This window comes from Micromonospora sp. NPDC047465, from assembly GCF_040643125.1.
GTDB lineage: Bacteria > Actinomycetota > Actinomycetes > Mycobacteriales > Micromonosporaceae > Micromonospora.
In genome coordinates, this window is sequence record NZ_JBEYTP010000033.1 from 59,165 (window position 1) to 79,184 (window position 20,020).

The following is a 20,020-nucleotide window of genomic DNA, read 5'->3' on the forward strand; positions in this document are numbered from 1 at the left end:
CTCATTATTTCGCGACGACCGGGTCCAGGTGGCGGTAGACGGTGGCCCGCGAGACCCCCAACGCGGCGGCGATCTCGTCCGCCGAGTGGCTGCCGGCGGCGTGCATCCGCCGGGCCGCCTCGACCTGCTCCGGGCTCATCGCCCGCGGCCGGCCGGGCCGGCGTCGGCCGCTCGCCGCGCCGCCGCCGTCCCCGGCCGCGCCCGGGTGGTCCCCGGGCGGCGTGCCGTCCAGCAGGCGGTGCACGCCGTCGAGCATGTCCGCGCGCAGCACCTCGTCGGGCACGTCGGTGAAGAAGACGACCGGGTCGCTGCACATGGCGACCGCCTGCACCGCCCGGACCCGCTCCCGCCGCCCGGCGTCGGGCCCGGCGATGAGGTTGTTGGCGCGCATCGCGATCCGCATCAGGCGGTGGTACGTGTCGCCGCGCGTGATGAGGGCGATGTCGTGGAAGAGCATGCCGAGCGGGCGGCGGTGGGACAGCATGGTGTCCACCCAGCCCTCCAGGACCGTCCGGCGGGCCCGCTCGGCCGGCCCCGCCTCGGCCGCGTCCAGCAGCCCCTCCAGGTCGGCGACCAGCGGCTCGATCAGGGCCGTGAGCAGGTGCTCCTTGGTGGGGAAGTGGTAGAGGATCGCGGCCTTGGTCAGCCGCAGCCGCTCGCCGATCTGGCGCAGCGACGTGCGCTGGTAGCCGTGCTCGGCGAACAGGTCGAGCGCGGCGCGCAGGATCCGGGTGCGCGTGTCGTCGGGTGCCTCGACGGTCATGCCGGCAAGCGTAGCCGCGTCTGACCGGTGGGTGACATCACCGTTGATTCGACTGACCGTCGGTCAGTACAGTGGGGACGGTCGGCACCGCCAGCGGCAGGAGGGGTCATGCCCGTCATCTCCATCGACAACCTCGTCAAGACGTTCGGCAGCGTGCGGGCGCTCGACGGACTGGACCTGCGGGTCGAGGCGGGGGAGGTGCACGGCTTCCTCGGCCCCAACGGCTCCGGCAAGTCCACCACCATCCGGATCCTGCTCGGCCTGCTGCGCCGCGACGCGGGCGACGTGCGGGTGTTCGACGCCGACCCGTGGCGGGAGGCGGTCGCCCTGCACCGCCGGCTGGCGTACGTGCCGGGCGACGTGAACCTGTGGCCGAACCTCTCCGGCGGCGAGGCGATCGACCTGTTCGGCAAGCTGCGCGGCGGGCTCGACCGGCGCCGCCGCGACGCCCTGCTGGAGCGCTTCGACCTCGACCCGACGCGCAAGTGCCGCACCTACTCAAAGGGCAACCGGCAGAAGGTGGCCATCGTCGCGGCCTTCGCGTCCGACGTCGAGCTCTACGTGCTCGACGAGCCGACCTCCGGGCTGGACCCGCTGATGGAGGCGGTGTTCCAGGACGAGGTCCGCCAGCTCAAGCGCGACGGCGCCACCGTGCTGCTCTCCAGCCACGTGCTGGCCGAGGTCGAGGCGCTCTGCGACCGGGTCAGCATCATCCGCGAGGGCCGGGCCGTCGAGTCCGGCACCCTCGCCGAGCTGCGCCACCTCACGCGTACGGCGGTCACGGTCGAGACCGCGCGGCCGGCGACCGGCCTGGCGGCCCTGCCGGGCGTCCACGAGGTGCGCGAGGTCGACGGCCGCATCCACCTGGAGATCGAGCCCGCCCACCTCGACGAGCTGCTCGGGCACCTCGTCCGCTTCGGCGTCCGCGCCCTGACCAGCGCCCCGCCCACCCTGGAGGAGTTGTTCCTGCGCCACTACGGCGACGAGCGCGCGGCCGTGGCCGCCAACGGTCACCGGGCGGGCGCCGAGCGGCAGGCGGGCGCCCGATGAGCGCGTTCACCGGCACCGGGCGGCTCGCCCGGCTCGTGCTGCGCCGCGACCGGCTCCGGCTCGCCGTCTGGGTGTTCGGCACGCCCCTGCTCGGCTACGCCCTCGCCGGGAGCGTCAAGGAGTTCTACCCGGACGAGGCATCCCGGGTCGGGTACGCCACCACGTCGGCGTCCAGCCTGGTCGCCCGCGCGTTCAACGGCCCCATCGCCGGCACCGAACTCGGCGCGGTGGTGGTCGCCGAGACGTACGTGACGCTGGCCCTGCTCGCCGCGCTGCTGAGCACCTTCGCGGTGGTCCGGCACACCCGGCAGAACGAGGAGACCGGCCGGGCGGAGCTGCTGGGCGCCTCCGTCGTCGGCCGGTACGCGCTGCTCACCGCCGCCCTGCTGGTCATCGTCGCGGCGAACGTGCTGGCCGCGGCCCTGCTCGCCGTGGCCCTGGCCGGCGCCGGCCTGCCGCTCACCGGGTCCGTCGCGGCGGCGGCCGCCGTCGGCGGCGTCGGGGTGTCCTTCACCGGCATCGCCGCGGTCACCGCCCAGGTGTCGGTCACCTCCCGGGGCGCCAACGCGCTCGCCGCCGCGACCGTCGGGGTCGCCTTCCTGCTCCGCGCGGCCGGCGACGTGCTCGGCGAGCAGACCGACGGCGGCGTGCGCGTGGTCAGCGCCTGGCCGTCCTGGCTCTCCCCGCTCGGCTGGGGCAACCAGGTCCGTGCGTTCGCCGGCGAACGGTGGTGGGTGCTCGCGCTGCCCGTCGCGCTGCTGGTCGCCGGCGTGGCGCTCGCCTACGCCCTCGCCGAGCGGCGGGACGTCGGCGCGGGGCTCGTCGCGCCCCGACGGGGGCCGGCGGCGGCCTCGCCCCGGCTGCTCAGCCCCGCCGGGCTGGCCTGGCGGTTGCAGCGCGGCGCGCTGCTCGGCTGGGCGATCGGGGTGGCGGTGCTCGGGTTCTCGATGGGCATCGCCGGGGACGAGTTCAACGCCATGATCGAGGAGAACCCGGCCGCCGCCGAGGCGATCAGCGCGATGGGCGGTGGCGCGAAACTGATCGACGCGTACCTGGCGGCGATGCTGGGGCTGTTCGCGCTGACCATCGGGGCGTACGTCGTGCAGGCGCTGCTGCGCACGCGCGGCGACGAGGCCGGCGGCCCGCTGGAGGCGATCCTGGCCACGGCCGTCAGCCGCACCCGCTGGCTGACCACCCAGGTGGTCGCCGCCACGCTCGGCGCGCTCGCCCTGGTGCTGCTGGGCGGCCTCACCACCGGGCTCGGCTACGGCCTGGTCACCAGCGACCCGCTCGGGAAGACCGCCGAGCTGGGCGCGGCGGCGCTGGTGCGGCTGCCGGCCCTGCTGGTGGTGGTCGGGGTGGTGACGGCGCTGTTCGGGCTGCTGCCCCGTTGGTCGGTGGCGCTGTCCTGGGCGGCGCTGATCGGGTTCCTGCTGCTCGGGCAGCTCGGCGCGGTGCTCGACCTGCCGCAGGCGGCGCTGAACCTGTCCCCGTACACGCACGTGCCGTCGGTGCCGGCGGTCGACCTGGCGGCGCTGCCGCTGGTCGTGCTGACGGGGGTGGCGGTGGTGCTGCTGGCGGCCGGCCTGGCCGGCTTCCGCCGCCGCGACGTCCCGAGTTGACCCTACGGCACGTGCGCCTCGAAGCGGGGGACGCGGTCCCCGGCGGTCGGCCGACCGCCGGGGACCGCGTGCACCCGGAGGGCTACGCGGGCTGCCCGTTCGCTGGTGGTGGGCTAGTTGCCGCCGACGACCACGGTGGCGTCGGTGGCCGCCTCCACCTGGTGGATGGGCACGAAGTACGAGGTGGTGTAGCCGTCGCCGCAGGCGTGGCTGCCGACCGCGACCACGTCGGTGGTGTCGGAGGTGGCGGTGTTCCACCGGACCACCGGGGCCCCCGAGTCGCCGCCGAGCGTGGCGCCGTCGTTGGCGTGCCCCGTCCTGGTGTCCACCTGCACCATCCGCATGCCCGCGCACGTCTCCGTGGTGGAGGTGACGAGGCCGTGGACGAGGCCGCCGTTCGCGCCGGAGACGTAGACCGCCGAACCGACCGCCGGCCACGTGGTGTTCTTGCCCGTGACCCCCCGCTTGGTGCTGGTGTTGGTGGGGCCGAACCAGATGTACCGGCTGAACGCCTCGCCGTCGACCCACGGCGCCAGCATGGCGACGTCCGTGCCGAGCGGCTCGTAGTTGGAGCTCACCCGGGCGACCGCCCGGCCGTTGTGCCAGAAGATCCTGCCGTTCGGGCCGCAGTGGCCGGCGGTCGTCATCCAGTTGCTGTTGGTGCCGCCGCGCGTCATCCGGAACCCGGTCGTGCAGAAGGCGGAGTCGCTGCCCGAGCCGTCACTGCCGCTCCAGAGGGCCATGCCGCCGTTGTAGAGGCTGACGTCGTTGCGCCGGCTGATCTGCTGGACGATGCCGGTGGCGGTGACGCTGACCCGGGGCGTGAAGCCGGTCGCCCTGGTGGCGGCGGCCGTCAACTGCCCGGCCTCGCCGGACGCGTGGATGACGAGCTGCGCCCTCAGCTCGTCCAGCGTCACCTGGTGCACCCGGCCCGCATGCGGGCCGGCCCAGTCGCGGCTGTCGTCCAGCTTTCTCGCCGCGGCCCGCAGGCTGTCGATCGACGTCGTCGTTCGCTCGAACCGGATCCCGACGTCCCCGGCGTGCCGTGCCGTGGCGTCGAGACGGGCCTTCAGGGACGCGCCGTCGGCGTTGTCGACGTAGCGGACCACGAGCTGCCCGGTGGCCTCGTCGAAGTAGGTGCCGCCGGATCCGGCCCGGTGGCCGGCGAGCAGAGCTTCGAGCCGTTCGTTCTGGCGGCTCACCGCGTCGATGTCCACGGCGAGGGTGCCCGCGCCCGCCCTGGGGCCCGGGGCCTCGTCGGGTGCGGCATCGGCAGGGTGGCCCATTCCTGCCAGGAGCAGCAGGACAGAACCGAGAATCAACACAGGACGACGCATTCGGCCTCCAACCGGTAGTCGCGAGGTGCACCTGCGCCGGCGGCACGGATCGTCGAAAAGCCGCTGGCCCGGCCGCGAGAGCGGGATCGCCCTGCGGGCACAGCGTTGAACTTCGTCGCGTCCCCCGTAACGCCAACATCGCTCACCGTAGATGTCCTAGGTGGATCGAGGGAGACTTGTTTTCGTTCACCGCATGCGTTATTCGCGCCCGTGTCGGCGGATCGGGCGCCCCTCGTGTCGCCCGAATGGCGCTAGACTCCGGGGCGGCTGGCGCCTTCCGGTGGGAAGGCCGCCGCCGCTCCTCGCCTGCTCTGGCTCGACACGTCCACGGGGGACCGATGCGCAGATTCTTGGCACCGATATTGATTGTCCTCGCTGTCCTGGCTCCGCCCGGGGTGGCGCAGGCCGACAAGGGCCCGGTCACCCGGACGACACTTTCCAGCCCGGTGAACTTCGCGCCGGGGGGCGACCGCCTGATCGTCGGCACCACCCTCACCCTGGCCGCCGGCGAGTCCCGCCACCTGCGCGGGCGGCTTCAGGCGACCAGCAGCACGACCGTCATCGTGGCGATGAACGCCACCCTCAAGTGCCTCAGCGGGGGGACGCAGGTCGGCATCTCCGCCACCTCGTCGCGCAACCACGAGGGCAGCGACACCACGTCCTACGCGATCGACGGCCACCTGCCCCTGTACGTCGACCTGCTCTTCACCGCGCCGAGCGCCGGCTCCTACCAGTGCGGCCTCTACGGCCGGACGGCGACCAGCCGCACCGACCTCACCTACCAGCTGACCGCGGTGGCCGGTGGCTACACCTGGCTGGAGGCCAGCCAGACCGACCAGGTCGGCGCGCACTGGTGGCAGAACCCCGCCTGCGACAGCATCGGCTCCTCGCCGACCTGCACCTACATCGGTCCCGGCCAGCCCGACTCCGCGTTCGTCTTCTATGAGCCCGGCGTTCCGCACGACAAGTGGACGGTCGGCACCAGCACCACCGTCGTCCAGGCGCTGGCCAACGTCACCATGACCACCTGCTACAAGGGCACCGCCTCCTGCGACCGGGTGCCCGAGGCGTACCGGCTGGCGCGGACGTCCGGTAGCCACTCGGTGGTCAACGTCCGACTCGAAGTGCTCCAGATGGATGGCGACGGCTCGCACACCTGCAACAGGACGACCACCGCCCTGTCGGCGAAGACGATTCTCGACGACGCCCACCACTACACGGCTTACCTGTCGCTGCCGAGCGTGCCGGTGCTCGGCACCTGCGGGCGGCAGTTCATGATGCGCGTCTACGTCGAGCACGTCTCCGGCAGCCCGGTCAAGATCGACGGTGTGCAGGGTCAGACCTCGCTGACCAACGGCATCATGATGAATCTCTGACCGTGCGGCGCGGCGTCCGTGCGGCGCAACATCCACCGCGGCGGCGGTCCGCGCGGCGTCCGGAGGTGGCCCCCGGGTTCGGGCGGGAACCACCTCGGGACGCCGCGCGGACGCGGCCGGCAGCGTTCGCTCAGCCCAGCTCGGCGAGGACCTTCCCGACCACGGCGTCGGTGGCCAGGCCGTACCGGTCGTGCAGCGTCGGCAGGGCGCCGGCGGCCAGGAACTCGTCCGGCAGCGCGACCGGCACGACCCGCTTGCCGAGCCCGGCCCGGACCACGGCCGAGGCGACCGTCTCGAAGAGCCCGCCGACCACCGTGTGGTTCTCCAGCGTGAGCACCAGCCGGTCGCTGTCGACCTCGGCCAGGACGGTCTCGCTGTCGAACGGCTTGATCGTCGGCGTGTGGACGACCGCCACGTCGACCCGGTGCCGGGCCAGCCGCTCCGCGGCCTGCAACGCCCGCATCGTCATCAGGCCGCTGGAGACGAGCACCACGTCGGCGCCGCCGCGCAGCACGGCCGCCTTGCCGAGCCGGAACGTGTAGTCGTACTCGTCGAGGACCGTCGGCACCCTGCCGCGCAGCAGGCGCAGGTAGGTCGGCCCGTCGCTCGCGGCGAGCTGGGGCACCGCCTGCGCGATGTCGACCGAGTCGCACGGGTCGACGATGGTCAGGTTCGGCATGCCCCGGAAGATCGCGATGTCCTCGGTCGCCTGGTGGCTGGGGCCGTACCCGGTGGTGAGGCCGGGCAGGCCCCCGACGATGTTGACGTTCAGGTTCGGCTCGGCGATGTCCAGGCAGAGGAAGTCGTACGCCCGCCGCGCGGCGAACACCGCGTACGTCGAGGCGAACGGCACCAGGCCGACCTCGGCCATGCCCGCCGCCGCCCCCAGCAGCAGCTGCTCGGCCATGCCCATCTGGAAGAACCGCTCCGGGTGGGCCTTGGCGAAGATGTGCATGTCGGTGTACTTGCCCAGGTCGGCGGTGAGCCCGACGACCCGCTGGTCCTGCTCGGCGAGGGCGGCCAGGGCGTGGCCGAAGGGCGCGTCCGCGGTCTTCTGCCCGGGGTCGGCGAAGGACGCGATCATCGCCGACGTGGTGAGTCGCTTCGGTGCCGTCGCGCTGGTCATCGTGCCTCTCCTGCCTGGTGTCCTGCCGTCAGCTGTTGGCGGCACAGCTCCCACTCGTCCGCGTCGATCCGCATGAAGTGGGCCTTCTCGCGGGTCTCCAGCAGCGGCACGCCGCGCCCGATCCGGGTGTCGCAGAGGATCACCGAGGGGCGTCCGTGCGACTCGGCCTGCGCGGCGACCGCGTCGAAGGCCGCCAGCAGCGCCTCGACGTCGTTGCCGTCGACCCGCTGCGTGAACCAGCCCGACGCCGCCCACTTCTGCTCGGCCGGCTCGATCTGGAGCACGGACTCCGTCCTGCCGTCGGCCTGGAGGGCGTTCATGTCGACCAGCGCGGTCAGGTGGCCCAGCCGGTGGTGTGCCGCGCCCATGGCGGCCTCCCACGTCGAGCCCTCGTTCAGCTCTCCGTCGGAGAGGAAGTTGACGACCCGGGCCGCCCGGCCCTGGTGGCGCAGGCCGAGCGCCATGCCCACGGCGACGGTCAGCCCGTGCCCCAGCGAGCCGCCGGAGATCTCCATCCCCGGGGTGTACGAGGCCATGCCGGACATCGGCAGGCGCGAGCCGTCCGAGCCGTACGTCTGCAGCTCCTCGACGGGCACCACGCCCGCCTCGGCGAGGGCGGCGTAGAGCGCGATGGCGTAGTGGCCGGTGGAGAGCAGGAACCGGTCCCGGTCCGGCCAGTGCACGTCGTCCGGCCGGTGCCGCAGCTGGTCGACGTAGACGGTGGCCAGCAGGTCGGCGGCGCCGAGCGCCTGCCCGACGTAGCCCTGCCCCTGTGCCTCGCCCATGTCGAGGATGTGGTGTCGCATCCGGTACGCCGCGTCGCGCACCCGCGCGGCCCGGGCCGGCAGGGCGAGCCGGGCGTCGGATCGCGGTTCGCTGATGGTGGTCACGTTGTTCACGTCCTTCGGATCAGACGAGGGCTGGCTGGGACTTGGCCGGTGTGGCCTGAGGGTCGCCGACCTTGGCCGGTGCGGTCTCGGGCGTGAAGGCGGCGGCGGCCGTCGAGACGACGCCGAGCAGGACGAACAGCACCGCCGGCCCGATCCAGCCGATCCAGCCGTAGAGGGCGGTCGCCCCGAAGGGCAGCAGCCCGGCGACCAGGGAGGCCCCGTTGTATCCCAGCGAGATGCCCGAGGACCGGACGTCGCGGGGGAACTGCTCGGAGAACCAGGACGACTCGACGGCGAAGATCGGGTCGTGGCTGAGCAGCAGCCCCAGGGCCACCGCGACGATCACCATGATGACCGCCCCGGTGTTGATCAGCAGGAACATCGGGATGCCGAAGGCGATGGTGAAGACGGAGCCGATCAGGAAGACCGGCTTGCGGCCGACGCGGTCGGAGAGCGCGCCGAAGAGCAGGTGGCTGCCGAGGCCGAGGGCGGAGCCGACCATGGTGCCGATCAGCACGTTCTGCTTGTCGGTCAGCTCGGCCAGCACGACGTACGAGAGCATGAAGCTGGTGGTGACGTAGTAGCCGCCGGTCTCCGCCAGGCGCAGGGTGACGATCTTGAGGATGACCCGCCAGTCCCGCCGGATGACCTCCAGCGCCGGGGCCTTGCGGATCTCGTTGTTCGCCTTCATCTCGGTGAAGTCGGGGGACTCGGCGACCCGCATCCGGATGAACAGGCCGACGGCGACCATCACGATGGAGAACAGGAACGGCGCGCGCCACACCCAGCTGCCCTCGAACAGCGCCTCGCTGAGCAGGAAGGCGCCGTTGGCCAGCAGCAGCCCGGCGGGGATGCCGATCTGCGGCACCGCGCCGAAGAAGCCGCGGCGCCGGGCGGGGGCGTGCTCGACGGCCATCAGGACCGCGCCACCCCACTCGGCGCCGAAGCCGATGCCCTGGACGATCCGCAGCAGGATCAGCAGGATCGGCGCGATCACGCCCGCCTGGGCGTACGTCGGCAGCACGCCGACCAGGACGGTCGCCACGCCCATGACGACCAGCGACCACATCAGGATGGTCTTGCGGCCCAGCCGGTCACCGTAGTGCCCGGCGAGGTAGCCGCCGAGCGGGCGGAAGAGGAAGCCGATGGCCAGCGTCGCGAACGACGCGAGCACGCCGACGAGTTTCTCCTCGGTGTGGAAGAAGACCGTGCCGAAGTACGCCGCCGAGGCGGTGCCGTAGATGAAGAAGTCGTAGCTCTCGACGGCCGTGCCGATCATCGAGGCGAAGGAAACCTTGCCGGGGTTGTCCGGGCGTGTGGCCACGCCGGTGGCAGCACTCATTGTCCTGCTCCTTGCTGTTACCGATGGGGGTCGGTGGGGGACGGGTATGTCTCGATGACGCGCGAGTCGTCGCGCGTCGCCAGGCCGGCGTCGGCGGCCTGTTGGTAGCGCGCCCGGGCGATGTCCAGCAGCGGGGTGTCCGCATCGGCGGCACGGGCGGCGGCGGCCACGAGGCCGCTGTCCTTGACGAAGATGTTGATCGTGCTGGTGACCTCGACGTCGGTGCCCTGCAGCATCCGGGGCCCGCGGTCGGAGAGCATCCAGGAGCCGGCCGCGCCCTGCTCGACCAGGGACAGCACCTGCTCCCGGTCGAGCCCGAGCCGCCCGGCCAGGGCGAGCGCCTCGGCCGCCGCCACGATGTGCACCGCGCAGAGGTGCTGGTTGACCACCTTGATCGCCTGGCCGTCGCCGACCGTCGCGCCGACCGGCCGGACGGTGCCGAACCGGTCGAGCACGACCCGGGCGGCGTCGACGTCGGCCGCGGCGCCGGAGGCGAACAGGGTCAGTTCGCCGGTGCGGGCCCGTGCCACCCCGCCGGTCACGGGCACGTCGACGACCCGCGCACCGGCCGCCGAGAGCCGCTCGGCCTCCTGGCGTACGGCGTCCGGGCCCACGGTGCTCATCACGATCCACCGCTGCCCGGTCAGGTCCGTGGCGACCGCCTCGGTGACCAGGTCCGCGAGCTGGGCGGGGGTGGCGACCATGACCACCACGAAGTCCGCCCGGGGCGCGGCGGCGAACCGGTCGACGGCAGTCAGTCCGGCGGTCGCGGCCCGTTCCCGGGCGGCCGGCACCGGGTCCACGCCGGTCACGGGGTGGCCGGCGGCGACCAGTCGGCTCGCCATCGGCAGCCCGATGGCGCCGATGCCGACGAAGACGACGCTGGGGTTGCTCATCGCTGTCCCTCCGGTCCGGCGCCGGGTGGCGCCCTGTGCGGTCAGGCTGTTTCGGGTAGCAGCCACCCGGTGCGCGGCCGGGATCGCCGCGTCACGGGTGGGGTGTGCAGTTCTGTGGGCGGTAGGTGGCGGGCCTACCGGCCGGGCTTCCCGTCCGGCGCACCGGCGTCAGGGGAGGCGGTGAGGGAGGACCAGACCGTGAAGTGCCGGCGCATCGCGATCCGGGCGCCCTCGCCGTCGCGCTCGCCGATCGCCTCCACGATTCCGTAGTGCACGGTGTCGATCACCCGGGTCTTGCCCGTCTGGAGGGGTTCCCGCTCGACGGCGCGTCGACGGCGCTCGACCACCTCGCTGCGCAGCGCGTGGCTCAGGCCGTCGTGCAGCAGCGTGAAGATCGGGTTGTCGACGATCCGGTAGAGCCGGCGGTGGAACTCCAGGTCCGCCTCCAGGGCGCGGTCGTCCTCACCGGCGGCGCTGGCCTGGACCATCTCGTCGACCAGGCCCCGCAGGGCGTCGACGTCGTCGGCCGTGGCCATCCGGGCGGCGGCCTCCGCGACCGACACCTCCAGCATCTCCCGCGCGGAGGTGAACTGGTCGTTGCTCAGGTGACCGAGTTGCCGGCAGAGGTCGAAGTAGAGCTGGATGAAGCTGGCGTCGGGCACGTCGAGGTAGGAACCCCGGCCCTGCGTACGGTCGAGGAAGCCGAGGATCTCCAGCATCGACAGTTGCTCCCGCAGCGCGCCCCGGCTGACGTCCAGCGACGCGACCAGCTCGCGCTCGGTGGGCAGCCGGAGGCGGCCGGTCTGCGGCTCGGGGTTCGCCCGCTCGGCGAGGCTCTGCACCAGCAGCGCCAGGTCGGTGCCCATCCGCCCACCTCCGTGTGAGATTGGTCGTACCAATGCCCCGAGGTTATGTCGGCGTTACGTGCACGTCAACAAATTGGTCCAACCTTTCTGCCGCGGGCGTGGGGCGGGTGTGCCCCGGCGGCGCCATCGGCCGAGGGTGAGTCGGACACGTGGAGTAGGCTGTCCGTGACTTGGGGTAGTCGCCGTTGGGGTCGGTTCGAGATGCCGGTGCAGAAGCACGATGCCCGTCCGGTGGCGCGGCCCTCGGGTCTGGTGCCACCGGCCGTCGCGCTCGACGGCGTGACGGAACTGCGGCTGCACGGGGTCGGGGGCACGACACCGGAGAACCTGCTCGCCGACGTGGCACCGCAACTCGTCTCCGGCGACGGGGTGGCCGGCTTCTTCCGCACCGCCGACGTCAAGGGGCGCCACGTCGAGGCGTACTCCTGGGGTGGGCTGACGTCGCGCAGCGCCACCCGTGCGCTGTGGTTGCTGCTGCTGCCGTTCACGCTGGTCAACGTCGCGGGCTGGATGTGCACGCCGACGGCGTGGCGCGGCGCGCTCCGGTTCCGGGTGCACCGCGCCGTGGTCCGCTGGGCGGCGCTGGGCCTGACGGTCAACCTGCTGCTGCTCGTCGCGATGACCACGATGGACGTCGTCGCCTACCAGTGCGGTGTCCGCGTCGCCTGCGCCGACCGGTGGTGGCTGCGGTGGCTGCACACGGGAGGGTTCGTCGACCATCCGGCGCGGCGGGTCCTCGTCGGCGCCCTGGTGCCGTTGCTGGTCGCGATCGGGCTGCTGGCCCTCAGCGGCCGGTCGCTGTCCCGCTACGAGCAGGTGCCGCCGCCGCAACGGGGTGAGTCGCCGCGGGCGATGAGCGACGTGACGCCCGCCCGGCCCGGGGTGGGCCTGACCGACCCCGACTTCTGGAACGGCGGCGGCAGCGTCGCCCGGCTCGCGCTGCTGCACCTGGGCGCGGGCTGCGGCTTCGTCGGCTGGATCACCGCGTACACCGCCCGGTCGATCCCCCTGGCGGCGGGTGTGGTGCCGGCGTACGACGGACTGGCGACCCTGGTGACCTGGCTCGCGGCGGCGGCCGGCCTGGGCGCGGTGCTCCTGCTGACGCCGGCCCGGATCGGGCGGGCGGCGGCGCTCTCCGTCACCGGTCTCGGCCTGCTGGCGGTGACCGGGGCGGTGGTCGTCGCGCTGGCACAGCCGGCGGTCGCCCCGCCGGGGGCCGACCGGTGGGCGCCGCTGCCGGGCATGCAGACGGCGGTGGACTGGACGTACGCCCTCTGCCTCGGCGCGACGGCGGCCGTGCTCGCGTCGGCCGCCGTCAACGGCCACCGGCGCGGGGCGTTCCGCTACGCCGGCCCGTTCGCGCTGACCGTGCTGGCGGCGGTGGTGCTCAACGCGGTCGGGGTCGGCACGATGATCCGCGTCGCCGACCTGCTCGGCACGGTCTCCAACCCCGGCACCGGCGACGGCCGCCCCGACCGGCTCTACGTCTACGACATGGTCTACGCCCTCACGCCCTACCTGACGCTGCTGCCGATCGCGATCGTGGTGGGCTTCGCGCTGGTGCAGGCGGTGGTGCTGTGGCGGGCGGCCAGCCCCGACCGCCGCCGGCGCATCCACGACGAGTACGCCGCACTGTCGACACCGGATCCGCCGAGCGCCTGGGACGCGTCCGCCCTGAACGAGCCGGCGCGCCACAGCCGAGCATGGCCCGGCGGCTGGACGGCCCGGATCGCCCGGGGCCGGCAGTTGGCCGTGCTGGCCCGGGACGTCGACCTGCTGTTCAGCCTCCTGACCGTCGCCGCCCTCGCCGTCTTCGGGTACGTGCTGTTCACCGCCGGGGTCCACCACTCGCTGCCGTGGGCGCCGCGCGGCGCGCTCACCGTGTCGACCTGGCTCGCCGCCGGGGCACCGGTGGCGGTGCTGACCCTGATGCTGCGGGGCTGGCGCGGGCTGGCGGACCGCCGCCACCTCGGCGTGCTGTGGGACATCGGCACCTTCTGGCCCCGCGCCTACCATCCGCTCGCCCCGCCGTCGTACACCGAACGCGCCGTGCCGGACCTGCAACGCCGGCTGTGGCGCGTCCACGACCACGGCGGCGCGGTGGTGCTGGCCGCGCACAGCCAGGGCACCGTCATGGCGGTCGCCGCGCTCCTTCAGGAGAAGAGCCGGCCGCAGCACGAGGGCCGGCCCGCCGGTCACGTCGCGCTGGTCACCTTCGGCAGCCCGCTGACCAAGCTGTACGCCTGGGGCTTCCCCGCCTACTTCGCCGACGGGGCGCTGGGCGCGGACCGGCCCACGGTGTGGCGGTGGCGGAACTTCTACTACGAGACCGACTTCATCGGCGGTCCGATCTTCCCGGACGACCCGGCGAACGACGTCGACCAACTGCTCACCGATCCACCGACCGCCTGGTACGTGCACGGCCAGCAGCCACCCGTCCTCGGCCGCCACTCCGGCTACTGGGCCGACCCCCGCGTCTGGGACCTGGTCGACCGCTACGCCGCAGAACTGCCCCTCCCGCCCGCGCGGTCGCGGTAGCCCGGGCCGGCGTCGCCCGTGGCCGCGCCGCCCCGCGGACCGGCTGACGCGGGGCCGCCGGTGCGCACCGGACGTCGGCGGGTCAGGTCAGGTGCACGGTGACACCTGATGCCCGCAGATCCGCCACGATCTTCTCGTCCGCGGCGCCGTCGGTCACCAGCGTGTCCACCGCGGCGGCGTCACAGATCTTCGCGAAGGAGTGGCGGCCGAGCTTCTCGGAGCCGGCGACGACCACCACCTGCCGCGCCCGGTTGACCATCAACGCGTCGATGCCCGCCTCACTCTCGTCATGGCAGGACGTCCCCTCGGTGGAGAACCCGTCCACCCCGAGAAAGAGGACGTCCAACCACAGGGACTGCATCACCATGCTGGTCAGCGGCCCGGTCAGCTCGTACGACTGGGGCAGGGCGACCCCGCCGAGGATGACGGTGCGCAGGTACGGCCGCAGCACCATCTCGGTGGCGATGTTCAGCGCGTTGGTCACCACGGTCAGGGCCGGCCGGTGGGTGGCCTGGGTCAGGTCGGGTCGCGCGGCGAGATGACGGGCGGTGGCCGACGTCGTGGTGCCGCCGTTCAACCCGACGACGCTGCCCGGTTCGACGAGTTCGGCGGCGGCTGCGGCGATGCGTTCCTTGGTGCTGTCGTCGCCGCGGTAGCGGTAGCGGACGGGCAGGTCGTAGGCGACGGAGCTGGCCACGATGCCACCGTGGGTACGGGTCACCAGCTGCTGCTCGGCCAGAGCGGTGAAATCACGGCGGACGGTCGCCTCGGAGACCCGCAGCGCGTTGGCGGCCTCGACGACGGAGAGCCGCCCGCCCTGCGCGGCCAGGATCTCCAGCAACGCCTGCAGCCGGCGGGAGCGGTCCGCCATCCCGCCCGACGCGGTGGCCCCCGTCGTGGTGTCGGTGGAGGTCACTTGACGGCTCCCGCCGTGAGACCGGCGACCAGGCGCTTCTCGACCGCGGCGAAGAGGAGGACCACGGGAATGATGCTGACGACCGAGACGCCGAAGACGTAGTGCCAGGCGGAGTCGTACTGGCCGACGAACTTCGTGATCGCCACCGACAGGGGCTGGTTCTCCGCCGTGGTCAGGACGACCAGGCTCGCCGCGAACTCGTTCCAGCAGGCGACGAAGGTGAAGATGATGGCGGTGACGATGCCGGGCCACACCAGGGGCAGGGTCACCCGGCGCAGCGTCTGCAGCTTGCCGGCGCCGTCCATCATCGCCGCCTCGTCGATCTCCTTGGGTATGCCGGAGAAGAAGCTGTGCATGATCCACACGGCGAAGCTCAGGTTGAAGGCGGCGTTGACGAGGATCATCGCCAGCCAGGTGTCGTCCAGGCCGACCGCCAGGAACTGCCGGAACAGTCCCGGCGCCAGCACGGTCGGCTGGAGCATCTGCGTGGCCAGTACCAGCAGGAGGAAGACGCCGCGGCCGGGGAACCGGTGCTTGGCCGTGTAGTAGGCGGCGGGCAGGGCGACCGCGAGCACCAGCAGGGTGCCGCAGACGGAGATGACGAGGGTGGAGACGAGGTTGTACGGCAGCGGTGTCTCCGGCGTGGACCACATGGTGGCGTAGTTGGACGGGATCCACTCCGTCGGCAGGTAGGTGGGCGGGATGCGCAGGATCTCCGCGTGCCGCTTGAAGGACCCGACGAGCATCACCAGGTACGGCGCGAGGAACACCAGCGCCACCACCGCGCCCGCCGTCGTCTTGAGCCACCGCCGGCCGCCCCGCCTCCGGGGTCGGTTGCCCCGGCGCGCGCCCGCGGCGCCCGCGCCTACCTGCCGGTCGGTCGTGTCTGGGGTCGTCGTCACCACGGCTACTCGTCTCTCATCGGCCGCAGAGCCGCCAGGTAGATGCCGATCACCGCGAGGACGATCAGGAAGTTCACCACGCTGAGCGCGCTGGCGAGGTCGACCTGACGGTCCTGCTGGATGTACTTGAAGATCAGCGTCGTCGTGGTGTCCGCGTCGTACCCGGGGATGCTGCCGGTCATCGTGCGCAGGATGGGCAGGGAGTTGAACACGTTGATGATGTTGATGAGCACCGCGACGGCGATCGCGGGCCGCAGGGTGGGCAGGATGATGCTGCGGTAGACGCGGCCGGGCCCGGCGCCGTCCATCCGGGCCGCCTCGACCACGTCCTCGGGCACCATCTGCAACCCGGCGAGGAGGGTGTAGGTGGTGAACGGAAGGGACACGAAGACGGCCACCACCATGGACACCACGAACGCGGGCACCGGTCGACGGGTGAACCCGAACCCGGCGTCGAGGATGCCGAGGTCCACCAGGAACTGGTTGACGATCCCGTAGAACGGGTCGAGGGCGTAGTAGAAGACGGTGGAGGTCATGACGACGCTGGCCGCCCACGGCACGATCACCGCCAGCCGGACCAGGCGCCGACCGGGGAAGGCGTGGTTCAGGAACTGGGCCAGGGCCAGGGAGATCAGCAGCGTCACCGCGACCACACCGATCACCCAGATCACGGTGTTGCCGAACACCCGCCCCAGCGCGGGGGCGTTCAGCAGCGCGGCGTAGTTGTCCAGCCCCGCCGGGCCGCGGTCGACTCCGGCCTGCGAGACGTCCCGCGAGGACGTCCACACCATGTAGGCGGCGGGGAACAGGACGATCGTGACGATCAGGCCCAGCGCGGGCAGCAGCCAGGGCAGGGCCGTCGCCAACTGCCGGTGGGCCGCTCGCGCGGACCTGCCGGTCGGCGCTGGCGCCTGCCTGGTCTGCTCGCTCATCGTGTCCTCGATCGGAATGCGTACGGGCGCCGCACCGTCAGGCGTCGGCCTTGGCCTGGATGTCGCTCAGTACCGCCTGCGGATCCTTGCCCTGCCCGATCTGGCCGATCTGGCTCTGGATCGCGCCCTGCGTGGCCGCCCAGCGGGAGTTGGTGCTCGGGTAGAACCGGGCGCCCGGCAGGACCTGCAGGAAGCTGGCGATCTCCTTCTTGTCCTTCAGCGCCTCGGCCCCCGACTTGGTGGTGGGCAGGAAGCCCTCGGTGTCGACGAACTTCTTGTAGACCTCGGCGCTGTAGAAATGGTCCAGGAACGCCTTGACCGCCTCCCGCTTGCTGCCGTCGTTCTTGAACGCCATGAGGTGGTCGGCCACCCCGAGGGTCATCGGCTGCCCGTCGCGGGTCGGAATCGGCGCGGTCCCGTACTTGAGGCTCGGGTTCTTCTGCGCGATCTGCCCCACCGTGGGCGGCAGCCCCACGGCCATGGCGATCTTGCCCTGGATGAACACGTCCAGCATCGGGGTGCGGTCGCTCGCGCCGGGATCGGGCTGGGTCAACCCCGCGTCGATCATCCGCTTCATGAACTGCACCGCCTCGAGGTTGCGGGGGCTGTTCGCGGTGATCTTGTCGCCCTCGTTCCACGAGCCGCCGTTGCCGAAGACCCAGATCGACGTCTCCGCCTGGGCCTCCTCGCTGCCCAGCGGCATGCCGTAGCCGTAGACGCCGGCGTTGAGCCCCTTGATCTTCTGCGCCGCGTCATACAGTTCCTGCCAGGTCGCCGGGGGCTTGGCCACGCCGGCCCTGGTGAACACGTCCTGGTTGTAGAAGAGGGTGCGGGCCGAGGCGATCATCGGCAGGCCGTACATGGTGCCGTCGATCGAGGCGTTCTTGGCGAAGGAGTCCTGGAAGTCGCTCAGGGTCTCGGGGGAGAGGACCTCGCTGGCCGGGTAGAGCAGGTCGTCGGCGGCGAAGCCGGAGAACGCGTCGATGTTGAGGATGTCCGGCGCGGAGTTCGCCTGCACCTTGGTGCGGATGACGTCGTTGATGTTGTCCCAGGACTGGATCTCGAGGTTGACGGTGATGCCCTGGTTCTTGGCCTGGAAGTCGGCGATGATGCCCTCCCAGAGGGCCTTGGTGCCGGTGCTGTAGCTGGGGACGAGCAGCGACACCGTCTTGCTGTCACCGCTCGCCTCGTCCTTGCCGCCGAACCCGCAGGCGGTCAGGGCCAGGCCGGTGATCGCGAGCGCCGCCGTCGTACGCAGGAATCGTTTCACTTCTGCCTCCACAAGGGACGGAACGTGAACAGCCGTGATCAGACGCGCGCGGTCGCTGCTCGTTCCTGACTGGTTAGCCCATGAACCTCTCACGATCGTGCTGTAGCAGGGATTCTGCGATGCTCGCCGATGAGCGTCAAGACCAACCGCTCACGATTCGGTCACGGTCGATGCGCGACGGACACCGACGCCTGTGGATCCCGCTCGCCGGCCACGGCCGGGCAGAAGTGGGCGACCGTGACGGCCATCGCCTCCGTGCCGGTACCAGACGACGACGCGGGTCGACCAGCTCCGGCTGACTTCGGTACGGCGCTGAACGTCGCCCTCACCGCCGGCGTGCGTGGCACCCTGGCGGGGCAGCCCACGACGCACCTCGTCCGCGCGAAACCGCGCGGTCTGGCAGGGATCCGAGCGTAAATGGTCGCCTCCTCGTTCAGCAATGCTGTCCGCACGATCCGCGCATGGGCGCCCAGACATGGCGGACTGCCCCTTGCCATCGATGAACGTTTGATTGACACTGCTCAACAGCCATGGCAAGTAGGCAAGTTCGATCAGGCTCCGTCATCGAGGAGTGATCACTGTGGTCCCAACGCCTGAATTCAATCCGTCCCGTCGTGACCTGCTCCGATCCGGTGTCGTGCTCGGCGCCGCCGCCGGCCTCGGCGGCGCCGTCGGCGCCCCCGCCGCGGCCGACCCCGGCGACGCCGCGCCCGAGCGCGGAAACGGCGAAAAGAGCATGACCAATGTGCCGTTCGAAGGCTTCGACCAGGTCCGCGTCGGGCTCATCGGTCTCGGCGAACGCGGCGGCGGCCAGGACCTGCGGTTCGCCGCCGTCTCGACGATCACCGCCGTCTGCGACATCCGCCCCGAGCGGGTCAACCGCACCGTCGGCCGGATCATGCGGCAGGGTTTCCAGGACACCGCGCCGGTCGGCTACTCCGCCGGCGAGGAGGACTACCTCAACCTCCTCCGCCGCGACGACATCGACCTCGTCTACATCGCCACCCCCTGGGAGTGGCACTACCCCATGGCGAAGGCGGCCATGGAGCACGGCAAGCACGTCGCCGTCGAACTGCCGATCGCGCCGTACCTGGACCAGATCTGGGACCTCGTCCGCACCTCGGAACGGACCAGGAAGCACTGCATCCTGCTGGAGAACGTCAACTACTTCCGGCCCGAGATGGCCATGTTCAACATGGCCCACCGGGGGCTGTTCGGCGACCTGCAGCACGCCTCCGGCGGGTACGTCCACGACCTGCGCTGGCCGTACCTGTTCGGCGGCGCCTACCACCCGGAGCACTGGCGGCGCCGGTGGCAGACCAGAATGAACGCCTCGCACTACCCGACCCACGGCCTGGGGCCGGTGTCGGCCACCCTGGGCATCAACCGCGGCGACCGGTTCGAGGAACTGATCGCGGTTGCGTCCCTGCCCAAGGCGCTGGCCCTCTTCCGCGAGGAGGACCCCCGGGTCGGCTCCGACCACTCGTCGTGGGACGACGCCCCCTACATCTCCGGCGACCGGCACACCTGTTTCGTCACCACCACCAGCGGTCGCTTCATCCGGATCGAGCACGACGTCAACTCGCCGCACCCGTACAGCCGGGAGACCACGCTCACCGGCACCCGAGGGTCCATCGAGGTCGACAACGCCCGGATCTACCTCGAGTCGCTCGGCCACAAGAACCACACCTGGCGGAGCGGCACCGAGTACAACACCATCCTGCGCCAGCACGACCACTGGTTGTGGCCGACGCTGGAGCAGTTGGCCAGCCAGTACGGCGGCCACGGCGGCGGCGACTTCATCTCCATCTGGCGCCTGGTCCAGACGATGCGGCTCGGCATGACCCCCGACATCGATGTCTACGACTCGGCGGCCTGGTGTTCGGTGATCCCGCTCAGCCACGAGTCGTTGAAGACCGGCCGGATGCACCCGGTCAAGGTGCCCGACTTCACCCGCGGGCACTGGCAGGAGGCGCGGCCCACGTTCGACCGGCCGAGGCCCGCGGACCCCTGGCTCGACAAGGACTAGCTCCTTCGACGCAACCGGCGCCGCGCCGGCCCCCCCGCCCCCCCCCCCGGGCCGCGGTGCTATTTTCTTATTCTTCTTTTTCCCGGGACAGGGCCGCCGCCCCCCCCCCCCCCGGGGCTCGGGATGAAACCCGTTGCGGCAGGCGTTAGGCTTGGTGGAGCCGCC

16 protein-coding genes are annotated in these 20,020 nt (G+C 71.9%); 5 read left to right on the forward strand and 11 right to left on the reverse strand.

The window, feature by feature from the left end; genetic code table 11:
• Positions 1 to 4: 4 nt before the first annotated feature.
• Positions 5 to 763, reverse strand: a complete 759-nt coding sequence (locus tag ABZ793_RS25500) for a TetR family transcriptional regulator (RefSeq protein ID WP_357461734.1) — start codon at positions 761 to 763, stop codon at positions 5 to 7.
• 108 nt (positions 764 to 871) lie between these two features.
• On the opposite strand from ABZ793_RS25500, the gene ABZ793_RS25505 reads away from it, so the two are divergent.
• Positions 872 to 1,813 (forward strand): ABC transporter ATP-binding protein, encoded by a 942-nt coding sequence (locus ABZ793_RS25505; RefSeq protein WP_357461735.1) that lies wholly within the window; start codon positions 872 to 874, stop codon positions 1,811 to 1,813.
• Positions 1,810 to 3,435, forward strand: a complete 1,626-nt coding sequence (locus ABZ793_RS25510; RefSeq protein WP_357461736.1) for an anibiotic ABC transporter — start codon at positions 1,810 to 1,812, stop codon at positions 3,433 to 3,435. The genes ABZ793_RS25505 and ABZ793_RS25510 overlap by 4 nt, the downstream gene beginning before the upstream one ends.
• A gap of 113 nt (positions 3,436 to 3,548) precedes the next feature.
• On the opposite strand, the gene ABZ793_RS25515 is transcribed toward ABZ793_RS25510, so the two are convergent.
• Positions 3,549 to 4,772 carry a hypothetical protein gene (locus tag ABZ793_RS25515; RefSeq protein ID WP_357461737.1) on the reverse strand — a complete coding sequence of 408 codons (1,224 nt, stop codon included), beginning with the start codon at positions 4,770 to 4,772 and terminating at the stop codon, positions 3,549 to 3,551.
• A gap of 338 nt (positions 4,773 to 5,110) precedes the next feature.
• Between ABZ793_RS25515 and ABZ793_RS25520 the strand changes: the two genes are divergently transcribed.
• Positions 5,111 to 6,148 carry a hypothetical protein gene (locus ABZ793_RS25520; RefSeq protein WP_357461738.1) on the forward strand — a complete coding sequence of 346 codons (1,038 nt, stop codon included), beginning with the start codon at positions 5,111 to 5,113 and terminating at the stop codon, positions 6,146 to 6,148.
• Positions 6,149 to 6,278: 130 nt separating this feature from the next.
• On the opposite strand, the gene ABZ793_RS25525 is transcribed toward ABZ793_RS25520, so the two are convergent.
• The 5 genes from ABZ793_RS25525 to ABZ793_RS25545 all read right to left on the reverse strand — a co-directional run bounded on the left by ABZ793_RS25525 (position 6,279) and on the right by ABZ793_RS25545 (position 11,268).
• Positions 6,279 to 7,274 (reverse strand): transketolase C-terminal domain-containing protein, encoded by a 996-nt coding sequence (locus ABZ793_RS25525; protein ID WP_357461739.1) that lies wholly within the window; start codon positions 7,272 to 7,274, stop codon positions 6,279 to 6,281.
• Positions 7,271 to 8,164 carry a transketolase gene (locus tag ABZ793_RS25530; protein WP_357461740.1) on the reverse strand — a complete coding sequence of 298 codons (894 nt, stop codon included), beginning with the start codon at positions 8,162 to 8,164 and terminating at the stop codon, positions 7,271 to 7,273. The genes ABZ793_RS25525 and ABZ793_RS25530 overlap by 4 nt, the downstream gene beginning before the upstream one ends.
• 19 nt (positions 8,165 to 8,183) lie before the next feature.
• A complete protein-coding gene (locus ABZ793_RS25535) occupies positions 8,184 to 9,506 on the reverse strand; it encodes an MFS transporter (protein WP_357461741.1) in 1,323 nt (440 codons plus the stop codon).
• Between the two features lie 17 nt (positions 9,507 to 9,523).
• Positions 9,524 to 10,468: an NAD(P)-dependent oxidoreductase gene (locus ABZ793_RS25540; RefSeq protein WP_357461742.1), complete on the reverse strand. Its 945-nt coding sequence runs from the start codon at positions 10,466 to 10,468 to the stop codon at positions 9,524 to 9,526.
• 68 nt (positions 10,469 to 10,536) lie between these two features.
• Positions 10,537 to 11,268 (reverse strand): FCD domain-containing protein, encoded by a 732-nt coding sequence (locus ABZ793_RS25545; protein WP_357461743.1) that lies wholly within the window; start codon positions 11,266 to 11,268, stop codon positions 10,537 to 10,539.
• Positions 11,269 to 11,499: 231 nt separating this feature from the next.
• Between ABZ793_RS25545 and ABZ793_RS25550 the strand changes: the two genes are divergently transcribed.
• The gene (locus ABZ793_RS25550; protein WP_357461744.1) at positions 11,500 to 13,806 is read left to right on the forward strand and encodes a hypothetical protein; all 2,307 of its coding nucleotides are present in this window, start codon (positions 11,500 to 11,502) and stop codon (positions 13,804 to 13,806) included.
• 82 nt (positions 13,807 to 13,888) lie between these two features.
• Here the strand turns inward: ABZ793_RS25550 and ABZ793_RS25555 are convergent, their stop codons facing one another.
• The 4 genes from ABZ793_RS25555 to ABZ793_RS25570 are packed head-to-tail and all read right to left on the reverse strand — an operon-like array spanning position 13,889 to position 17,826.
• Positions 13,889 to 14,677 (reverse strand): DeoR/GlpR family DNA-binding transcription regulator, encoded by a 789-nt coding sequence (locus tag ABZ793_RS25555; protein ID WP_357461752.1) that lies wholly within the window; start codon positions 14,675 to 14,677, stop codon positions 13,889 to 13,891.
• Positions 14,678 to 14,718: 41 nt separating this feature from the next.
• Positions 14,719 to 15,624, reverse strand: coding sequence for a carbohydrate ABC transporter permease (locus tag ABZ793_RS25560; protein ID WP_357461745.1), 906 nt, complete (start codon positions 15,622 to 15,624; stop codon positions 14,719 to 14,721).
• A gap of 5 nt (positions 15,625 to 15,629) precedes the next feature.
• A complete protein-coding gene (locus ABZ793_RS25565; RefSeq protein WP_357461746.1) occupies positions 15,630 to 16,556 on the reverse strand; it encodes a sugar ABC transporter permease in 927 nt (308 codons plus the stop codon).
• Between the two features lie 37 nt (positions 16,557 to 16,593).
• Positions 16,594 to 17,826, reverse strand: a complete 1,233-nt coding sequence (locus tag ABZ793_RS25570) for an extracellular solute-binding protein (protein ID WP_357461747.1) — start codon at positions 17,824 to 17,826, stop codon at positions 16,594 to 16,596.
• A gap of 637 nt (positions 17,827 to 18,463) precedes the next feature.
• Between ABZ793_RS25570 and ABZ793_RS25575 the strand changes: the two genes are divergently transcribed.
• Positions 18,464 to 19,855, forward strand: a complete 1,392-nt coding sequence (locus tag ABZ793_RS25575) for a Gfo/Idh/MocA family oxidoreductase (RefSeq protein ID WP_357461748.1) — start codon at positions 18,464 to 18,466, stop codon at positions 19,853 to 19,855.
• Positions 19,856 to 20,020: the final 165 nt, after the last annotated feature.